This window comes from Mesorhizobium sp. WSM4820, assembly GCF_055811075.1.
This window is the reverse complement of record NZ_JBVVQN010000039.1, coordinates 1-19,190: the sequence shown is the minus strand read 5'-3', so window position 1 is coordinate 19,190 and position 19,190 is coordinate 1. Positions and strand designations below refer to the sequence as shown.

Sequence of the window (19,190 nt, the reverse complement as noted above, 5' to 3'; positions counted from 1 at the left end):
CACGCGCATAAAACGAGCTCGGCAGCCGAGCATAGCTGTTGTCAAATGCAAAGCGTACCGTCATTCACACTCCTCAACATTAGCGGCAGTCACGAGACGCTTCATTGGTCGCAAAGATTGCTATCAATGACAATAATGCCATTACACTGCCGGTCCGTATGCTGATGTGGCGATGCTCGAACTTCATTTCCAGCCACGTGCCAGAAATGGATGTGTCGGTGCCTTCGGGCAAGTAACCTCTTCGAGCGGAACGGCTACGCCGCTTCTCGCGCCAGCGAACGTCTGGTCTTCGCGAATTGGTAGCCTTAAGCCGCCTGGCTGCCTTCGGCCCCATATTCGGCCGTTCAATGATACACGTGGCGATCACCGCTTTGGCGCTCCTTGCTCGTTCCGATGGACGGGACGACCGCAGCTTTCCAACCCTTCTGTGACCTTCCCGCGCGATGAATCGCTTGCGGTCGCCAAATCTTATCTCGCTACACTTCACGTATGAATTTGACAAACGGACCGGTGATTTACACAGGCGAAAGCGACTGACGCTTTGCATAGGCAGGCGCGCGATGTCATGGCATAACGAACGGGCGCGACGACGATAAGGAGCAGTCGCTATGCCAAAAAAGCCGCCGCTTGATCCCGAAGTCGAGGACGAAGCACCCCAGTCCCCGATCCTGACGGGCTATGACGAAGAACACTTTGTGACCTATCTGCGCTTGCTCGACGCAGCGGCGGAGGATGCCGATTGGCGCGAAGTGGCGTGTGTCGTGCTGCATATCGATCCTGACCGCGAGCCAGGCCGGGCACACAGAGCTTGGGAAACCCATCTGGCGCGAGCGCGCTGGATGACGACGACCGGATATCGGTATCTTTTTCAAGGCGGCGCGCCGCATTGACTTTGCAGGGTTTTCACTAGTCAACGCCCTGCAAGGCCGTCTCGAGATCGCGCAAGCCGGCGTCTGCTGCCGATTTGTTGGCCGCCTTCGCGGCGACCTTCGCGACCCGGCTGATTGCCTCCGCAATCTTTGCCTGAGCTTCTGTCGATACTGCGCCGTTTCGCCCGGCGGCGCGCGTAATCGCAGCCAGATCAGGCGTGTTCCGAGGCAGGGGTGGCCGATTGGCTGATGGTTTTGGGTTCGCAGCTGCAATGTCGGTCGTCACGGTGACCGGACGGGTTGGTGGGGGAGGGCGCCTGCCAGCCTTGGCCGCGAAAACGGCACCGCGCGGCCGCGTTGATGCAGGCGCCGCTTCATTCGCGCGCGCAAACCGCGGCGGAACCAACATGTCGCCAAAACCAGCACTCGCTTGTGGTGCTGCCTTCCGGCCGGCATCCGGTCCCTCCTTGGCGGCCGCCGCCTTGAAGGCCGGAATCGGCATCCAGGCGCGTTTCGACAGCTCAGCATCGGCAAAATAGAAATTGCGGGTGCCGAATATCGCATGGGACCCGCGAGGAAGGATTATGCATTTGTTCCGGCTCATGGTGCGGATCTCGTCAGGGCGCATCAACGGCCGACGGACCTCCTTCACGTGAACAGTGCGCGCGTGATGCATGTCGAACATCGTCGCTTGCGTCTTGCTGACATCCTTCTGGACTTCCATGCGCTCGCCCAGGGTGTTGGAAATGTATTTCAGGTCTTCGGCGTCTTGCGCGCCGAAAAACATCTGGACCCGCGCCGAGTTGACCAGCGTCTTGCGGCCTTCCTCGCGATAGATGGTGTCCACCGACTTGAGCGACTGGACAAAGAACCAGATCGGCACGCCATAGCCGCCGAGGATGGTGGCCGCTTCCATGACGTTTTCGAGTTTCCCGAGGTTCTGAAACTCGTCGAGCAGGATGAGAACGCGGTGTTCTCCGCGGCCTGGCACCTCCTTTGCCATGTAGTTCATCAGCTGCGTGATTAGGACGTTGAAAAGCGGCCCGATCGAACGAACTTGCTCGACCCGGAAGTCGAGATAGAGCGAGACCTTGTCCCGTTTGAGATTGCGGATGTCGAACGTGCTCCTGTCGGTCGCCCGCAAAAGCCGCTCGTTCATGAACGGGTTAAGGCCGGTTCTCACGCTGCCGAACAGGCCGGAAAACTGCTTGTCCGACATGTCGGCGTAGCTCGCGAGCATCTGTAGCGTGTAGTCGGAAATTTCCCTCGCTTCCTCGTCGCGGAGTGCCTGTATCCATTCCAGGAACGGCCGGTCGGCGCCATTCATGATGCGAAGCGCTTGGCGCAGCGTTCGCTGGCTGTCCTCGAGGCGGGGCGTTTCCATGACGTAGGAGATCACGCCGGCAAAAAGCATGCGACCGTCGTCGACCCAATAGGTTTCGCCTGTCGTCGGACGGGGAAAAAGCGCGGCGGCGATGTTGCGGATGTCGATATCGCGCTGGTCGCTGTCGAGGCTGATGAAATCGAGCGGATTATAGCATTCCGTCTCGCCTTTTTCGTCGGCCGGCGAGAACCGAATGACCTTGGAAACGGTCGAGCGATAACCGGCGGTCGCCTGATAAGTCTCGCCCCGCATGTCGAGAACGACAAGCGAATCCGGCCAGAGCAGGGCATTCGGGATAATCAGCGCGGCACCCTTGCCCGATCGCGGCGGCCCGACGACGAAGCCGCCGACGTCGTCGCCGTCGACCCATAGTTTTTTTCCGCCTACGAGCTTCGGCTTGGTCAAGTGCCTCTTGTTGGAACCGCGCTGGGTAAACGCGCCGATGACATTGATGAGGCTGCCGCCCGCGCGGCCGATGAAGACGCCGCCGCGTTTCGTCAAGCCGGCGCGATTGACTTCCGCCAAGCTAAGAAACTTGGCGTCATTCGATGCCTTGCGCGTCATCAGCACGGTCATGACAGCCAGCACCATCACGCCGATCAGCGCCAGGCCGGCCGCATAAAGCGCCTGCTGATAGCGGCCGAGAATGGCGACATCGGTGTAGGCGCGGCGCAGCGTGGTAAAAGGATTCCGGTCGAGATCCTTGATCAGGGCGAAGGAGCCCGTTTCGAACCAGTGGACGCCTGCATAGGCGATGGCGAAAAAAACGACGCCCACGGCCAAGACCATGAGCGTCACGACCAATCCCTTGATGATCTGTACCATCGGCCCTATTCGTCCGCCTTCCTAGAATCAGCCGAGGCGTTCGGCCTTTGTGAACTTAATCTCGCTCACTACGCGCCGGCCGGCATCCCGACGCGAGAGCTGGACCACGATCGGGATCACCTCTTTTAGATAATCCATGATCTCGTCGCGCGAGAGTTTCACGCCGCCCTGCATGACCATCAGCGCCAGGCGCTCGTAGGCCGCGCGCGCCGAATTGGCGTGCACTGTGGTCAACGATCCGGGGTGTCCCGTGTTGATCGCCTGCAGAAAGGAAAAAGCTTCCGCGCCGCGCAATTCGCCGAGTAGCAGCCGGTCCGGCCGCATGCGTAACGATGCCTCGAGGAGACTTTGCGCATCGACCTTCGCCAGGCCTTGGTCGCCTTTGGAGGAGAGCAGGGCGACCGTATTCGGCGTGACGGGCTTCAGCTCGCGCGTATCCTCGATCGTGATGATCCGTTCGCTCGAAGGAATTAACTTTAGCAAAGCGTTCAAGAAGGTCGTCTTGCCGGTCGAAGTGCCGCCCGAAACAACGATCGACACGCGATTCTTGACCGCATGCTCCAGGAATTTCATCGGATCAGAGCCGCCGATCAGCTCAACCAGTTCCGTTTCCTCTTCCGACAAGCCGAGCTCATTGCCCATGCGCGTTTCTTCAAAGGCGCCGCGCTTGGCGTAGTCGTCGACGGTCATATCCATGATGACCTGCTTGCGGATCGAAATCGCGCCGCCGTCCGGTGCCGCCGGCGGCAGCACGAATTGAATGCGCTCGCCGCTGGGGAGTGCCGCCGACAGGATCGGCTTTTCCTCATTCACCAGTTGATTGCTCGAGCTGGCGACGAGTGTTGCGAGATTGCGAATCCATTTGTCGGTCAGCCTGGCGTCAGCGATCCGCTCCATTTCCTTGGCGCCAAGTCGCTCGACAAAGATCTCGCCCGGCCTGTTGACGGAAAGCTCGGACACATCGCCCTGCCGTAGCAGTTCGTGAAGCGGTTCCAGTTCCATTTCCAGAATTGGGAACTTGGCATAGGGGCTCGACGATGTGGCCGGCGAAGCGGCGGCCGGGTGTTTGATCATGTTCATTTGGTCACCGGGGGTGCTGCCGGAAACCAGTTGTCCTTCGGCGTCATGTAGAGGGGAACAGGGTCGATCGCGACACGCGGCTTGCCGCCGCGTTTCAGCCTCGCCAGCTCTTGCTGGACCGGATCGGCGTAGAGCTCCGAAAAATCGAGATCGCGCCGCACAAAAACGATCACTGACGTACCTTGGTCGACATAGATCGTCGGCGGGATGTTGCGCGAATCCTCGAAAGCCTCCTTGGCCAGTTCGGTCATTGTGCTTGCGGAGCGTTCGATCGCGATCTGGCGGGCTTCCTCTTCCGTCCTCTCCGGATCGATCGTGATCGTTGTCACCTCGCCGGTGATAGGATCGACACGGGTAATGGTCTCTTGGCGCTGGCCGCCGTTCGGGTCGGCGAGCGCCGAAAGGTATTCCGCCGCACCGCCTACGATCGACAGCACGATCGCCGAGCCGAAGCGCTCCAGCCAGTGACGATCGACACGACCGGCCATGCCACCACGGCCAAGGCTGTCAGCGCCAGGCGAACCGATGTTGACCGACACGCCGTCGGACCGGATCATCCGGTTCCAGACGATAAAGACGCGCGTTTGGCCGCGAGCAATGCCGGACTTGTATTCGCCTGTCAGCCGCGACCCCTTCGGGATCAGCACGCGGCGGCCGTCAAGCGAATAGACATCCTCGCGAACCACGGCCCGTACCATGCCGGGCAGGTCAGTGTTGATCGCCGTTTCAAGAAAACCGCGGATCATGGTGCCCTCGGCAATCAGGGCGTCCGTACGGTTGTTCTTTGTCGCCGTCGCCTTGGCGTTCCGACTTACTTCGGCCTGGGCGAGGAACGCCTTGTTGGGGTCCAGGTCTGCCCCGGGAACAGGAACGAGCTGCCCGTCGCCGGCGATCGCCGCGCCCGCTTCGCCCGCCGGGGCGTCCTGTTCGCCGTCAGTGACGATCTGGTTCGAGCGCAGCCGTTCCCACAGTTCCTTTTCTTCCTGCTCCTTGCGCTTGCGTGCCTCCTCCGCCAACCGTGCTTCTTCCTCCCGGCGGCGGGCCTCCTCTTCGGCTAGCCGGCGCGCTTCGGCTTCGCGCATTTGCTGTTCCAGCAATCGGCGCTGCTCCTCGAGATCGAGGCCTGGCGCGACCGTCTGGTCGACGTCGGCCGACTGTTGCGGCGGCGGTGTCTGAGGAGGCGGAATGACAATCTGGTCTTGCGGAGGCAACGCCGTCACCGGCGTCGCCAGCTCGCGCGGCTGAAAAGTCGAGGTCTCGAAAGCTTCGTCCTCGTTCGATGTCGCGTTCCGGTCGGACGGCCCGCTCGGCCAATTGATATACAACAGGCCACCGGCCAGAAGCAGCCCGATGCCGGCTATGCCGAGTTTCGTGCCCAAACCTGCACTTCGCCGGGCAATGGGGCTACCACCGTCGAGCTCATGATAATCTATGTTCGACACTCAGCGGCTCCTCTGATCGAACTGCCCGCGCTCGCTCTTCTTGTCGAGTTCCGACGGGCCATAAATGTCTCCAATCGGATCCGGCAAGCGCTGCGATGGGGATTGACGGTTGTACAGGCACAACGTCTTGTCGCCGGCCCGCAGGGTAAATTGCTGTGCAACCTTGTCGACGATCGTGTATTCGCCTTCGGTGCGCAGATTCACCAGGGACTCACTGCCTTTAGCCTCGACAACGAAGATCGCCGGCACGTCGCCCGTGAATTGCAGGAACATTTTCGTTCCGTCATCGAACACGACGCGCGGCTTGAGCGAGTCATCACCGCGATAGGCATAGTCGTAATTCAGCATCGACGGGTCGATGTTCTTTAGCGATGGATTGCGGACGCTTTCTTCGGCCTGGGCGAGGAGCCGCGCGTTCACGTCCTCGTCAGGGTATTTGAAGCGAACATGGAACGATGCCCGCAGGGACGGTTCGCGCGAGCCGACCAGGAGCAGAGAATAGACCCGCTTGTTGGTGACGATATTGACGTTAGTCTCGGCCTTTTCGACCAGCGGCTTGACGAACAGGATGCCCGATCCCTTCTTCGGGACGATCGACCAACCGATCGTGTCGCCGGCCGAAATCGTTTCGATTACTTCCGTCGGGCTCAGCTGGATCATCGTCGAGACGCCGATCGCCGCCTGGACCGTCACGACATTGTCGTTGTTGAAGGTGACGTAGCGAATTCGGTTGTCGCGCGACAGCGCCGGGCCTGACAACGCAACGCAAAGTGCGGCCGACAACGCGACCGTTCTCGGCCGCCACCTCATTGGACCGTCCTGTCGGCCGGTGCGGCCTCGGGCAGCGATTCCTGGTCACGCCGGTATTCCGTGATCTGGAAGCCCAATGGATTGTCGAACCGATACTCGTTCTTGAGCGGCGTGCTGGTGTAGCGGAATTTGACGACCGCCACCCAGTGCTCACGCCGCGTCGTGTTCTGCCGTTTCTCTTCGGTCGAAATGCGGACCGTTGCCGTCGTGCGATTCAGGAACGACACCGACTTCACCGTGACGCTGATGGTCGTGTCGGTCCCGAAGCGCTTGTCTTTGGAGTTCGGATTTGAGGGCGTGAATTCCCGCACGAGATCTTCGGCGGCCGCTCCGGTCGAATAGAGCTGCGCCAGATCGAAGTTCGATTTGATCATGCGCGGGTCATAGGTCTCGCGCGCCCTGATATAGCGCACGATGTTCGCCGCCGTGACCGCTTCATCCTGAGCCAGGTCACCCGGTTTCAGGGCTCGCGCAATTTCGAGGTAGCCGGTCGTCTTGTCGACGGCGACCATATAGGGCTCGTATTGCTTGAGCGGAAAAAGCAGGACGAGCGCCACCAGTGAGAGAAGCGCCATGACGCCGAAGACCCCGGCCAGCAGCCAAGCGAATGTTCGTGACCGCCGTAAACGGCGATGGGTGTCGTCTTCCCACGATTTGCCTTGCTGGTAATAACGCTGGTCGACCAAGCCAGTTTCAGTCGGTTCGTTTGACACTTTAATTTAGCCTTGCTTTCAAACTCGCTTCTCGCCGCCATCAGATCGCAAGCGATTGATGACGAATTCGGCACGTTCTACCGTCTGCCCGTGGACCCTATAGCGAGGAAGCGTTTTTGGCCGTCTCGCGTTGAATGCTTGCCTTCCCCAAATCAGCCGCAAATCGGGGGCGTCCTTCGGCTGATCTCCTAAGGAGCGAACTGCCAGCCCGCGTCGCGGTCCGCGTAACTGCGTTGTCAACCGTTCCCCTTGCCGAGCGCCGAATGCCGTGAATGGCTCCGGCGGTACCTATCGGTCCACTCCCGGTCAAAATGCCCGCGATGATGGGTATTTGTAACAGAACATAGAACCCGACCAGCGTGACCAGCAGGAGTGGCATCACGTGAGAAAGCTTGCCGGTTATGTCGGTCCCGGCGCCGCCCTCCATCGCGGAAACGGAGAGCTGAACCATGTAGTAGTAGAAACCCAGGAAGCCGTAGATCAGCAACTGCTGCACCACCAAATTCGCAGTGACGGAGAAAAAGCCTTCGGTGAATTTGAAGGAATAATTGAAAAGGGCCATGATGATCCACACCGGCCCAAGAGCCAGGATGATGAAAAGAAGGACTTTTGCAGCGATAATCGCCGCTACGGCGACGCCGATGAATAGCAGGGTAAAAATGATGATGATGATCGCCAGAAGGGCGCCGAAGAAATCGGTCAACACTGACGTGTAGAGTTCCGGCACCACCCGCAACGTCGCTTCGTAGAGGGCGTCGAACATTGCCGGCACAGCATCGACCGATGAGACCTGAGTGCCGGTCGTCGACGAAATCGTTTGGACGATGCGGTTGGCCAGAACTTCCGGGATCGACTGGACGAGCGTATAGATCGTCTCGGAGAACGGAGCCCAGTTCGTGACCATCCAGTAGATGAACATCGCGCGGCCGAGGCGCCACGCGGCCTCCAGCGGCGAGGCCGTCGAGCGGCCGAAAATCTGCATGTAACCCCAAATGACCACGTAGAGGAGCAGCATCGCGAAGAACAGGTTTTCGCTATAAAGGCCGATGCGCTTGTACAGGACCTCTACAAAGCGAGCCCCGGCCTGATCGACACCGCTCAGAAGGTCGCTGATGATGGTCGAAACGGGGCTCATGTCTTATTCCGACATCACCTTGTCGAATGCCGAGTTTGCCGGCTTCAACTCGCCGCACTCGTCGTTCGCCGCATACGAGGAAATCGGGCCGCAGGGCGCCTTGAGCTCACGGCCAGGTCTTGCGCAGGCAGTTGCCAGCGCGGCGATCATCAGCGCCAAAAACACCCTAGAATTCATGAGCTTTCCCGCCGTGAGAGTCTCGATCGGCGGCGCCGTTCCCCGGACCGGTGCCGGCGAACTCGCCCCCATAAGGCATTCGCCTACTGCGAACCACCGGCATCCTTGAACGGGTTCACATCTTTGAATTGCAGCAATTTTTGTACCTGAGATTGTTGCGTCAGCCGGAATTTCAGGTCTTCATTGAGGGCCGATACCGCGCCGTTCTGGACGCCGATCAGTTCATTGATCGAGCGCGCGGTTTCCAGCTGCATGCGCGTGTTTTCGTCCACCGAACCCTTGACGTTCTCCGCCTGACCGATTTGGCCGGTCGCGGACTGCAACGATTGTTCCCGGGTCGTCACGCCTTGGGACGCTTGCTGCGTCAGTGCGGCCAGCAGTGCCGAGGTGTTGACGCTGCCGCTGTAAAGGCTGTTCACGGGGCCTGGGTCCTCACCCTCGATGACGGCTTTCAGCTGCTTGACCAACTGCAGGCCGTTGATCACGGCGCCGGCGATGTGTTGCGCCTGACCTCCAAGCCCGCCAAAGGAAAGCGTCCCGCCATTGAGAACCGATCCGAATGATGGCGCGGAGGCGATCGACATTCCCCCGCCGAGACCCTGTTGACCGATGCCGAGCGATCCGTTTCGAGTCCCGGAAAGTGCCTGCAGGATCTCCTTCGACTTCTCGAGGATGTCGTCATTGCTCTTCATGATCGAGTTGGTGTTCTCGGCGTTCTCTCGCGCGACATCCAGATTGGCGCCGTCGATGACCGCGATTTGCGCATTCCCGAGCGCAGTCGACGCGACCAGGAATAACGATGCTGCAACAGTCCGTTTCATAATGGGGGCTCCTTTCAGTCTATTGCGCGTTGCGTTGCATGATTTCCAAAGCACCCGCCGCCGCGTTGGCATTTGGAACCAGTGTGTTTTCTTCAGCGCCGCCCGGTCCCACGACGCGTTTGGCGCAGCCGGGCCACAAATGGTCCGGCACTTCCAGCTTGCCCAGGATGACGGGATCGCAGGTGAAGGGGTTTTCCGTGCCCTCACTGGTGCCGAATTTAGACACCTGAGAAAGCTTGGTGTTGCGCTGCAGAAGACGGGCGTTCAACAGGTCGTTCACCGCTGCGGAGCCCTGGACTAGCTGGTTGAGCAGGTCGGCATTCAAACCGCGCGCCGTGGAGTTTTCGTCCCAAGCGTCCATGTATTCTTCCTTGGTCCCGACACCCGCCGCCAACGTCTCGATTAGGCTGGAATACTGCGATCGCTGCGCGCCGCTTGTTTCGAGCCCCGCGGCCGTCTTGTTGACGGCATTGACACCGCCCGTCTGCGCAGAACCGGCAGCACCGGTGCCGCTGACCTGGATGCTGAAAGGCGGCGGCGCGGCCGCCGGCGCCTTACCCGACCCCACATACTCATTGAAATAACCGTGCCAACGCCCGACGCCGGCCGCCCAATTGGCCTGTTCGGCCGCCGTCGAACCGTTGTATGAGGAGGCAAGGCATGCGTAGTTCGTGCCGCCGCACTTCTTGACCGCCTGGCTCAGCAGCTTAACCCCGCCCTCAATGTTCTGTTCGTTGATGTCGCGATCGAAGCCGAGGCCACGTCCGGTCCCCTTGGTGAGCTGCATCGCGCCTTTCACGCCGGTATGGCTGCCGGCGCAGGTGTCGAAGCGCGCTTCCTGGTAGGACACGGACAGCGCCAATCCTTCCGAAATGCCATACTTCTTTGCGTAGTGCCGGATGAGCGACACATTGGCCGCATCGCGCGCGAGCGCCTGTTGCGGCGAGCGCCGAAACATTTCGTTCCGGTATTTGTTCGAATAGGTGCAGACGACGGCCTTGCGCTGTCCAGTTTCAGACTTCTTGTCCTCATTGGAACTGTCGTTCTGGAATTCATCTTTTTTCCGCTCGACGAGGTTGGGATCGTCTTCAACAGCGATTTGTGCCAGACCAATGCTCGGGGCGATGAGCATCGGCGCCGTCACGGCCGTTGCGAACAATACGGCCGTCGGGCCGGCTCTAAGCTGCCTGCTCATCCGCTTCCGTCTCCCATCCACAAAAATAGGGGAGCCACGCGGTCGGCTCTTCGCCATAGCGCTTGCGCAGCTCCTCACACTCGCGAACTGTCTTTTCGTTGCCCGACAGGACCTTCACCAAGTCCGGCATTGTCGAAAGGTCGAGTTTGGCGACGATCGAATCCGACGCATGCTTCACAAGAAACGCGCGGCTTTCCTTCGCCGTCTCCCTCACAAACCGAAACTCCTTGGAAGTTAAGGTGAACCGTCTGCGGTAGGATTCCTGATCGGCCTTCGGGTTCGGAAAGAAAATGTTGGTGGAGGTTTGCTCAATCAGCGTGTTCGAGATTGCCGACCTTGCCACATCGTCCGCGGATTGAGTGCCGAAGCCGACCACGCCATTGCGCTTGCGGATCGTCTTCAACAGGTCCTTGATGAACTCGACAAAAACGTCGTCATCCAGGAGCTTCCAGCCTTCATCGAGGAATACCAGGAAGGGGTCGCCGTTGATCTCCTGATCGATGCGGAAAAACATATAGAGCAGCGCCGCGGTACGGATTTTCGGCTCGTTCAGGATTTTGGTCATGTCGAAGCCGATCACCGCCGACGAGAAGTCGAGTTGGTCGGTCGCATTGTTGAAGAGCCAGCCTCTGCTCTTCGTGTCGAGCCACGGCTCGAGCCGTTGTGTCAGGTCGTTCATCCCCGGTTGTAAACGACCGCGCAGGACCTCCGGCAGCATCGAAAAGACGCGCCGCGCTTTCGGGATCCTGAAAATCTGGTCGACCGCATCGCCGATCACGCGGATCTCGGCGGGCTCCAACGTGCCGTTGTCAGGCTTCAGCAGATACTGGAGTAACGTATCGACGAATGACCGGTTCTCCGGCGTGTCATCCAGCTGCAGGGGCGCGAACCCGGTTTGAACTCCGGGCTGCAGAACTTCATAGCGGCCGCCGAGCGCTCGCACGAAGATTTCCGCGCCGTGATCCTTGTCAAAATATACGCAGCGCGGCCGAGGCTCGACCCTCATGCTTTGAGCCAGCAGGAAGGACATCGCCACGGTCTTGCCCCAGCCGGTCGGGCCAAAAACCGTGAAATTTCCCACGTCGTCGACATGGAAATTGAAATAGTAGGCCGTTTGGCTTGTCGTCTCGAGCAGGGCGATTGGACGTTTCCAATGCAGCCGGTCCTTCTGGCCGGACGGGAAATTGTGCCCCGAAAACAGTCCCGCGAAATTCATCGACGAAATCATTGCCTTGCGCGCGATGTAGCTGAAATTCCCGGGCAGTTGCGCCCAAAAAGCAGGCTCCATGTTCAGGCGCTCTCGTACCGGAATGATCGCCAGACGCGACATTTCTGACTGCACGTCGGAAATTGCCTTGTTGAGCTCAGGAACTGACCGAGCGACCACGCAAACGGTCATATGATGGTCGCCGAACACGACTTCGCCTTGCGCCAGCTTGTCCATGCCGTCGTGAACGGATTGCTCGACTGAGGTGCCCCCTTCGTCAGACCCGACAACCTGTCGACCGATCTTGCGGATTTGGCCCATTGCGGCAACGCGGTCCTCCAGGGCGAAGGACTGTGTAATGATGATCTCATGAGGCAGGCGAAGAAGCCCGTCGAGGCCGCCCGGCGTTGTGTAGGGGGGATACTCCTTCATGGAGATCATCGCGGCCAATTTCGAACTGGAGGGCTCTGCCCCCTTGATTTCGATCGCCTCGCGCCCGAACAGCAGTTGCCGCGTCGGAATAGCCTCAGCCAAGCTCATTCGGGGGAGCGGGACTTCCACCTCATCGGCGCCCGCCAAGATCTTCGCTAGAAATTCCCCAGGTTCCGAAAATACGCTGCCGTTGCGCTCGACCACGCCGAGTTTGCGCGCCCCATAGGCGCCGAAATCCTGCACGATGCTGTCGGTCACATCGTGCAGTTCCTTGAGTGCTTCGGCGCGGGTTTCCTCGCCGGCCGATTGCAAACGAAACTGATCAAAAATCTTGTCCACCCAGCCGATCTTCCCGGCCATCGGCCGGCGTATGACCGTCATATAAACTTCGTTGACGAACAGATTTTTGGAGGACAGCGACTCCATGTAACGCGCGTCCAGCTCCGCGACAAACGGGTTGTCGAAGCTGCCTTCGATCTCCGGCGTGATGTGACGACGGATGATCGTCGCATAGACGGCAAAGCGCGACGACGAGAGATTGCGGAATGTGGTGTTGCGGTTCAGGACACGGGCGTTGAGCTCTGACTGGTCCATCGTCTGGAACGGCAGACCGCCCATGCGGATGGTGCAGGCCAGAAAGCCCGCCTTGGTCACCAATACATTATCATCTACATGACGCAAAAAAGGGACGTGCTCACTTACGCCCTGCTCTTTTTTGCGCTGCTTGCCGTATTTCAGATCAGCGTTGATGCTCACGGAGAATAACTCCTGGCTCCCCAAAACGAGGTGTTTCCCATCGCCCGCTTGGTCAGAAAAAGGCGCTCGAAAATATGAAAAATGTGAATGTCGCGTTGACACAGATAGGCCGACACCCCGTGGCCGATCACGGCCACGAGGGGCGGAAGCAGAATGTTGCTGGTGGCGATGAAAAACACGACGCCGATCAAACCGTTCAGCCAAAAAATCTCGTAACGCACCCCCAACACCATCAAGGGGCGCGTTAAGGCGAGGCTCACAGGCTCGGCCGTCGGCAGGTCATCTTCGTTGTCGTTCATGTCTTAGCTCGAGGCGGTCTCACGGATTGCGTCGACCAGTGTTGAGGCGCCAAACACGAAAGCGATGCCGACGACGATCGAGAACGCCAGCGGCCAGGCCAGGCGGCCTGTCATTGCCATAAACCCGAGGAAACAGACCGCGATGATCGCAATAGAGCGCGCGATGTTGCCCTGCAGGACGCCGACCAGCCAATCGAAGACTCCTTCGATTGGCGCCGCGTCCTGAGCGAAGGCGGCGACCGGCTGCAAAATCGTGGCGATTGCAACGGCAGCCGTGAACTGCAGCGTGAATTTACTCCACTTCAATAACATGTCCGTCCTTCCACGCATTTTCGAGTTTCCCTTCTCCATTGACCTCAGGCACGTTCGCCGGCTGCGACGAGCCGATCATGGCTGACAGCTTCCAGCGGTTGAGAACCTTGATGATGTAGCCGGCTGTCTCCGGAAACTCCGGAATGCCCTGGCTCTGACGAACGTTTGCCGGTCCAGCGTTGTATGCGGCGAGCATCAACAGTGGGTCGCCGAACTCACCGTAGAGCTGCTTCAGATATTTGATGCCGCCGCGAACGTTCGCCTCGACATCACACCTGTCACGGACGCCAAGATCGCCCGCCGTTCCCGGCATCAGCTGCATGATCCCCACGGCGCCTGCCGACGATTGCTTGCGCGCCGCGCCATGCCGGCTTTCGACCCAAGCCACCGCATCGGCCAGGTCAGCATCGACACCTTCCTCTGCGGCCACCGCGCGCACGAGGTCGCTTACGGCCTTGCTGTCGACTGCCGGACACTCGGTTGCCGCTGGCGACCGCGTCTCAGGCGACTGATGATTCAACGTCACGGTGTACGCGGCAGGTTTCTCGTTCCGAAACGCCGCTGCCATGCGGGCTGCTACATTTACCGGTTGCAGAGCGTGCCGAGGGACGGCATCCTGCGCATGGCCCTGTGTTGCTAGCGCAATACCCGCCGCAAGAATTCCGACGAACGAAACTCTGGCCATTGCGTCGCTCCGGTTATTACTTTAACTTACGTCATAACCGCGGCGATCCCGCTCGTCAACAAGCGACTACAACCATGGCTCTCTTTCTCGTCGGTAATTCGCCCCTTTTGCTGCTGACCATAGCGCGGGCGACCTCAGCGCGTCCAAGCCGCCCGTGTTGCGCCTTCGGCGCTGCCCGCGCCAGCCGCTTGACGCTTTCGGTCAGCCGCGCACAAATGCAGCCAAAACGGAGAATACCGTCATGAAATTGATCGTTCCCGCTTTGATTGCCGCCGCTGCCTCGATGAGCGCGGCATCCGCCCAGGACGAGCCGTCACCGTTCGCCGAACCGCGTATTGAATATCTCAGCCAGTTCGCCGAACCTCACAAGAAGGTCTTCGTTCTTGAACGCTACGATGCATCCGGCGAGCTCGTAGCTCGCGAGGTCGACGAAATCCGGTCTCCCGTCGAAATCATTGACGCGACGCATCGCAAGATCAACGGCGTCGAATATGTCTTGCGCGGCCTGACGTCCTGCCCGTCCAAGAAGGTCATCTACAATCGGGTGCAGACGTGGGATTGCAAGGACGCCGCGAAAGACGATGCCGGCACGATCTACAACGAGCGCGCCAGCGTGATCCTTTGCAAGACACTGGTCCTGCAATCGACGCCCGGAACGCCCGATCCTGTGTCCTGTTTCGCCCGCGTTGGCGAAGGGTCGAACAACGATCCGTTCCTCGTCGCCAACGACGACGACTCCATGGTCTTCCAGGGCTTTGCTCAGATCGCCGTTGATAAGAAGGGCAAGCCGCTTCGCCCCGACCTCCTCGAGTCGGCCGTCATAGGAAAGGAAATGGGCCTTGGCGATACGAGCCAGTGACATTCTTTTGACGGCGACGACAATCGCCGCGACCTTGCTTCCGGCCTATGGCCAGCAGGTGGCATCGAGCTTCGCCGTTCCTAAGAATATCGCGTTGCAGACCGGCGATACTTGGGAGTCCGATGGTCAGGTCTATCGCCTGTATGGCGTCCAGTCCTGTATACGCGGCAGCATAGCTACCGACGCTGCCGGTAACAAATACGACTGCGGAGGTCTTTCGCTGGCCCAGCTCGGAGGCTTGTTTCAGACGGCGGCAGTGACCTGCCAACCGATCGGGCGAGCGCGGGACGACGCGATTTTCGCAGTTTGCGCCGCCGAGATCGAGGGTTCGACAATCGATGTTGGCACAGCCATGATTTCTTCGGGCTTCGCCTTTGCGGCAACCTATCCGGATGGCAACGCCGTCAACATGAGCTATGTTGTTGCGGAACTGACGGCAAAAAACGCCGGTGAGGGCTTGTGGGCCTATAAATTCCCACATCCCGTCCAGGCGCTTCTGCAGACCTCGCAGCCCACGGCTACGAAAGGAGCTGGCCAGTGACCATGCCAGATTCTCACTACAATCGCCCTATGACAATCGTGCACTCGGAAGGGCTAGAAGCGCAAAGGCAAGCTGAACGGGATCTCGCCGATCTCCACAGCGGTAACGGTTGGGCTGTAGCCGCCATCATTTTCCTTCTGGCGCTCACGTGGCTTTGCAATCAATTTCCCGCTCTAGGTGATTTTCTCCTTAGTCTTTGGTATTCATGAACAGCATCACATCCTCTGCCATCGCTCTCGTGATCGGAATCGCCATAGGAATCGGCGGGACCTATGCACTGACATCGTCTGCGTCTGGAAAGTTTCAGTTGGAAATTCCCACTGAGGAAGAAGCTCGCGCGTCGCTTCAAGCCGCGAAGCCCAATGATTGGCCGAATCTGCAATTGTCGTTGGGGCAATGCGACAAAGACACCCTGGGACCCGGTGTACGATGCGCCGTTGACGTCACTTATGACGGTCTCGGCGGCCAAAGGAAGAGACAATCCATCGTCGGCTTCTCTCAAACCCCGAGCGGCTGGATGGCCTCGCTCTATCAATAGCCGTCATGATCTGAAAACGACTGCAAAGCGTCTCCCAGTCCTTCTCGTCCAGACCGCTCGCACCGTCGCGTAGCAGCGTCCGCACATAGGCCGCCTTGGCGGCTACATCGACCATTTTCGAAGCTCTGAAAGCCAACAAAGCGTGTCGCGCTTTCCTGTCAGGATGGGTCGCACTGTCGTCCGCGTTACAGCCAGGGCATGCCAGTGCGACCGCCCGGATCGGACTTGTCGCGGACCTGTTTGATCGATCAATTCCCCTCGGACGTCGAACGCGAAAGAACGACCCTTTGCGGAAGTCGCTCGCGCTCGGCCGAACTCACGCCCATGACCCAAAGACGATACAGGCCGGTTGCCGCGTACGTGACCGCTTTGCGCCCAATGTCGGCCGGCGAAGTCGCCTTGCCAGCGCCTGAAAGCCGACATCGCCAGCGGCCACGGTGGAGGTCGTGGTTGCGCCACTTTCGGACCTTCGAGCCCGCCCAGTTAAAGGTGCAGTTCTCGACACCGAAGCGGTCCTTGGATCGGGAGGCGTGGCCACAGGTTTGGCGCTGAACGCATTTGATCGTTGCACGATTGTTGGTGAAACCGCGAACGGTATCGTCAACGATGACGCGCGTGCTCCTAGGTCCGGATGAGCCCACTCGGCTGGTGTCCAACGGATCTTTATGAGTCGTCGCCAGAGGTCGGTACGGGAAGTGGTGTGATTTCCTCGCCGTCGCCGGACGAAGCATGCCGAGGCCTCACGTAATCGCGGTCGATCTTGCCTTCCTCAGCCTTGTAGAAGTACTGGCTCGCTATGAGCCAACCTTTGAGAGGCCGAAGCGGGGGGATGCAAGTGATGAGCATGAAGGGCAGCGTGGTGAGCAGATGGACCCAGTACGGTGTCTCAAAAGCGACCTGCTGCCATACGCCAAGAAGAACGCTCGGCACACATGCAAAGCAGATTACGAAGAACGCGGGACCATCAGCGGGATCTGCAAACGAGAAGTCGAGATCGCACACTTCGCATTTAGGCTTAAGCGTCAGGAACCCGTTGAAAAGATGCCCTTTCCCACAACGGGGGCACAAACCGCGTACACCAGTGAGATCCGGTTTAAGTGGAGGCCATTCGTCAGTCATAATTGGTCCTCAAGATTGCCGATTGAACGAGCATGGGCGTCGGCCTGAATCGTGCTCAATCTCCAGTGATTGTCCCTTCACGGTTTGCCTGGAAAGACTGGCCAGAACCACTTCCCCGTTGGATGTTCCACGCGCCGTTGGCGAGCAGGATCTCTTTGACGTCGCGCGCCGTGCCTTCGCGTCTTCCTCCTGCTGCCGGGCAAAAATGCGATCATCGCGTCCGGCGGTAAGCGCGAGCTCGATCGACAGCCGTGCCTTCGAGCTTGAAGCCTGCCATGGCGGTGACCTCCTTGATCCGGGTCCCGCTTAAAAGCCGAAGTCGCTCAAGCCTGGGTGATCATCCGGTCGGCGGCCGAGCGGCCAGCGGAACTTGCGGTCCGCTTCCGTGATCGGATGCTCGTTGATGCTGGCATGGCGCGCGCGCATTAGCCCGTCTTCGGCGAACTCCCAGTTCTCGTTGCCATAGGCACGAAACCACTGACCGCTGTCGTCGTGGTATTCATAGGCATAGCGAACGGCAATGCGGTTACACTGAAAGGCCCAAAGCTCCTTGATCAGGCGATAATCGAGCTCGCGGTTCCATTTGCGCGTCAGGAAGGCCTCAGCCTCGGCACGGTTGGTTGCGAATTCGGCGCGATTGCGCCAGCGCGTGTCGACTGTATAGGCAAGCGCCACTTTGGCGGCATCGCGGCTGTTCCAGCCATCTTCGGCAAGGCGGACCTTCTCGATGGCGGACTGTTCATTGAAAGGGGGAAGCGGCGGACGGGACATTGATAAGTTCCTTGTTTGTGTAGCGCTGAAAGGATGGGAAAGTGGTCGCAGGAAACGACCACCCTTCGTTGGTCATGCGGCAAGGCGATCGATACGTGGAAAATCGATTTCGGTGCCCAGAGCTTCGTTGACGTAGTTGGTGAAGGTGTTCAGCGCGACATGCGCGATGATCTCGAGAATTTCGGCATCGCCGTAACCGGCGGCGCGGACCTTTTCGATTTCGTCGGGCGCCACCGAGCCGCGCGTGCCGACAAGGGCGCGGGCGAATTCGACAGCGGCGGCGGCCTTTGGATCTTTTGAGGTCCCGCGGCGGTTCGCTTCGATTTCGCTCTCGTCCAGCCTGGCGAATTTTGCGCCGGTATAGCTATGCGCGGACAGGCAGTAATCGCAACCGTTGGCCTCGGCTATGGTCAGGGCGATCCGCTCGCGAGTGGGCGGGGCCAGCTTTCCCTTGCCGAGAGCGCTCTGCAGCGCCGTCAGGCCGTTCAGAGCGGCGGGGCTGTTCGACACCAGGCGAAAGATGTTCGGCACGGAGCCGCTCTGCTTCTGGATGGCTTGAAGCACAGGGCGGGACGCTTCCGGTGCATCGTTGATTGTGGCGGGCGTGGGAATGCGGGACATGTCTATCTCCTTGATTTGGTTTTGAAAGGCTGTCCCTTTCGTCCCCGATAAGATGCTTCCGGTTCTGGACGATGATGAACGTCGAAAAGGCGGAAGATACTCTTGCGTCAGACGCATCAATGACGAGTATCAGAGTTCGAGTTGGATCCGGTTTCCTCCGTCGGTTTCTTGGGCGGGGACTGCGCAGCACAGCAGCACTTCGCCTTCGCCAATCGCCGCCGTCGGCTCCTTGACGTAGGTCACCGCACCTTTGGTGAGCTTGGTGCGGCATGATGTGCTCCAAAGCAGGGCGGTCGGGCTCATTCCTGATAAGCCCACTCGGCTGGTATCCAACGCATCTTTCCACCGTCAGCCACGATCCGTCCCAAGCCTGGGAAAGGCATGTGGGTGGCTGCGACCAGGGCTTTTTCCTCGGCCGCACGCGGGAAAAATCGTTCGCGCATGGTCTGCGCGGCCGGTCGGTCCTGCTCGAACAGGAAGCCGACCTCCGGATTCGAGGGATGGACAACCGGGAAGAGCATATCCGAAACCATCAGCAGACTTTGTCCGCCATCCTCGATGCGGACTCCGATGTGCCCGGGCGTGTGGCCGGTCAGGTC

General features: G+C 59.6%; 21 protein-coding genes and 1 pseudogene. 5 read left to right on the top strand and 17 right to left on the bottom strand.

The annotated features are described in order from the left end of the window. Positions 1-608: 608 nt before the first annotated feature. Positions 609-890 (top strand): DUF2285 domain-containing protein, encoded by a 282-nt coding sequence (locus tag AC0L2R_RS33005; RefSeq protein WP_473513939.1) that lies wholly within the window; start codon positions 609-611, stop codon positions 888-890. A 16-nt stretch (positions 891-906) separates the two neighbouring features. Here AC0L2R_RS33005 and AC0L2R_RS33000 read toward each other — a convergent pair whose 3' ends face one another. From AC0L2R_RS33000 to AC0L2R_RS32975, 6 genes are all read right to left on the bottom strand, one after another. Further along, positions 907-3,078, bottom strand: coding sequence for a type IV secretory system conjugative DNA transfer family protein (locus tag AC0L2R_RS33000; protein WP_473513937.1), 2,172 nt, complete (start codon positions 3,076-3,078; stop codon positions 907-909). A 27-nt stretch (positions 3,079-3,105) separates the two neighbouring features. After that, entirely contained in the window at positions 3,106-4,158 is a 1,053-nt protein-coding gene (gene virB11 / locus AC0L2R_RS32995; RefSeq protein WP_473513935.1) for a P-type DNA transfer ATPase VirB11, read from the bottom strand. Further along, positions 4,155-5,600 (bottom strand): type IV secretion system protein VirB10, encoded by a 1,446-nt coding sequence (gene virB10, locus AC0L2R_RS32990; protein WP_473513933.1) that lies wholly within the window; start codon positions 5,598-5,600, stop codon positions 4,155-4,157. The genes virB11 and virB10 overlap by 4 nt, the downstream gene beginning before the upstream one ends. Continuing rightward, positions 5,601-6,410 (bottom strand): TrbG/VirB9 family P-type conjugative transfer protein, encoded by an 810-nt coding sequence (locus AC0L2R_RS32985; protein WP_473513931.1) that lies wholly within the window; start codon positions 6,408-6,410, stop codon positions 5,601-5,603. After that, a complete protein-coding gene (locus tag AC0L2R_RS32980; protein WP_473513929.1) occupies positions 6,407-7,123 on the bottom strand; it encodes a VirB8 family type IV secretion system protein in 717 nt (238 codons plus the stop codon). The genes AC0L2R_RS32985 and AC0L2R_RS32980 overlap by 4 nt, the downstream gene beginning before the upstream one ends. A 97-nt stretch (positions 7,124-7,220) precedes the next feature. After that, positions 7,221-8,258, bottom strand: coding sequence for a TrbL/VirB6 family protein (locus AC0L2R_RS32975; RefSeq protein WP_352898444.1), 1,038 nt, complete (start codon positions 8,256-8,258; stop codon positions 7,221-7,223). Between AC0L2R_RS32975 and AC0L2R_RS32970 the strand changes: the two genes are divergently transcribed. Continuing rightward, positions 8,236-8,544: a hypothetical protein gene (locus AC0L2R_RS32970; RefSeq protein ID WP_473513926.1), complete on the top strand. Its 309-nt coding sequence runs from the start codon at positions 8,236-8,238 to the stop codon at positions 8,542-8,544. The genes AC0L2R_RS32975 and AC0L2R_RS32970 overlap by 23 nt on opposite strands. On the opposite strand, the gene AC0L2R_RS32965 is transcribed toward AC0L2R_RS32970, so the two are convergent. The 6 genes from AC0L2R_RS32965 to AC0L2R_RS32940 are packed head-to-tail and all read right to left on the bottom strand — an operon-like array spanning position 8,519 to position 14,142. Beyond that, positions 8,519-9,256 (bottom strand): type IV secretion system protein, encoded by a 738-nt coding sequence (locus tag AC0L2R_RS32965; RefSeq protein ID WP_473513924.1) that lies wholly within the window; start codon positions 9,254-9,256, stop codon positions 8,519-8,521. The genes AC0L2R_RS32970 and AC0L2R_RS32965 overlap by 26 nt on opposite strands. A gap of 19 nt (positions 9,257-9,275) precedes the next feature. Continuing rightward, a complete protein-coding gene (locus tag AC0L2R_RS32960; protein WP_473513922.1) occupies positions 9,276-10,451 on the bottom strand; it encodes a transglycosylase SLT domain-containing protein in 1,176 nt (391 codons plus the stop codon). Then, on the bottom strand, positions 10,435-12,846 hold the full coding sequence (locus AC0L2R_RS32955) for a VirB4 family type IV secretion/conjugal transfer ATPase (protein WP_473513920.1): 2,412 nt from the start codon (positions 12,844-12,846) through the stop codon (positions 10,435-10,437). The genes AC0L2R_RS32960 and AC0L2R_RS32955 overlap by 17 nt, the downstream gene beginning before the upstream one ends. Then, on the bottom strand, positions 12,843-13,145 hold the full coding sequence (locus AC0L2R_RS32950; protein WP_287328781.1) for a VirB3 family type IV secretion system protein: 303 nt from the start codon (positions 13,143-13,145) through the stop codon (positions 12,843-12,845). Before AC0L2R_RS32950 ends, AC0L2R_RS32955 begins: the two co-directional genes overlap by 4 nt. Before the next feature lie 3 nt (positions 13,146-13,148). Further along, complete coding sequence (locus AC0L2R_RS32945; RefSeq protein ID WP_292487667.1) at positions 13,149-13,457, bottom strand: TrbC/VirB2 family type IV secretion system protein; 309 nt, start codon at positions 13,455-13,457, stop codon at positions 13,149-13,151. Then, positions 13,438-14,142: a lytic transglycosylase domain-containing protein gene (locus AC0L2R_RS32940; RefSeq protein ID WP_473513918.1), complete on the bottom strand. Its 705-nt coding sequence runs from the start codon at positions 14,140-14,142 to the stop codon at positions 13,438-13,440. The genes AC0L2R_RS32945 and AC0L2R_RS32940 overlap by 20 nt, the downstream gene beginning before the upstream one ends. Before the next feature lie 241 nt (positions 14,143-14,383). Between AC0L2R_RS32940 and AC0L2R_RS32935 the strand changes: the two genes are divergently transcribed. From AC0L2R_RS32935 to AC0L2R_RS32925, 3 genes are all read left to right on the top strand, one after another. Next, complete coding sequence (locus tag AC0L2R_RS32935; RefSeq protein WP_473513916.1) at positions 14,384-15,001, top strand: hypothetical protein; 618 nt, start codon at positions 14,384-14,386, stop codon at positions 14,999-15,001. Next, positions 14,982-15,542 (top strand): thermonuclease family protein, encoded by a 561-nt coding sequence (locus AC0L2R_RS32930; protein ID WP_473513914.1) that lies wholly within the window; start codon positions 14,982-14,984, stop codon positions 15,540-15,542. Before AC0L2R_RS32935 ends, AC0L2R_RS32930 begins: the two co-directional genes overlap by 20 nt. 205 nt (positions 15,543-15,747) lie before the next feature. After that, a complete protein-coding gene (locus AC0L2R_RS32925) occupies positions 15,748-16,080 on the top strand; it encodes a hypothetical protein (protein WP_473513913.1) in 333 nt (110 codons plus the stop codon). 663 nt (positions 16,081-16,743) lie between these two features. Here the strand turns inward: AC0L2R_RS32925 and AC0L2R_RS32920 are convergent. From AC0L2R_RS32920 to AC0L2R_RS32900, 5 genes and pseudogenes are all read right to left on the bottom strand, one after another. Continuing rightward, complete coding sequence (locus tag AC0L2R_RS32920) at positions 16,744-17,199, bottom strand: DUF983 domain-containing protein (protein WP_473513911.1); 456 nt, start codon at positions 17,197-17,199, stop codon at positions 16,744-16,746. 306 nt (positions 17,200-17,505) lie between these two features. Then, positions 17,506-17,970 carry a nuclear transport factor 2 family protein gene (locus tag AC0L2R_RS32915; RefSeq protein ID WP_473513909.1) on the bottom strand — a complete coding sequence of 155 codons (465 nt, stop codon included), beginning with the start codon at positions 17,968-17,970 and terminating at the stop codon, positions 17,506-17,508. 72 nt (positions 17,971-18,042) lie between these two features. Next, on the bottom strand, positions 18,043-18,591 hold the full coding sequence (locus tag AC0L2R_RS32910; RefSeq protein WP_473513941.1) for a carboxymuconolactone decarboxylase family protein: 549 nt from the start codon (positions 18,589-18,591) through the stop codon (positions 18,043-18,045). A 129-nt stretch (positions 18,592-18,720) separates the two neighbouring features. Further along, positions 18,721-18,894, bottom strand: coding sequence for a 2Fe-2S iron-sulfur cluster-binding family protein (locus AC0L2R_RS32905; RefSeq protein ID WP_473513907.1), 174 nt, complete (start codon positions 18,892-18,894; stop codon positions 18,721-18,723). Next, positions 18,891-19,190: pseudogene (locus AC0L2R_RS32900) on the bottom strand (MBL fold metallo-hydrolase); the annotation flags it as partial. The gene AC0L2R_RS32905 and the pseudogene AC0L2R_RS32900, both read right to left, overlap by 4 nt.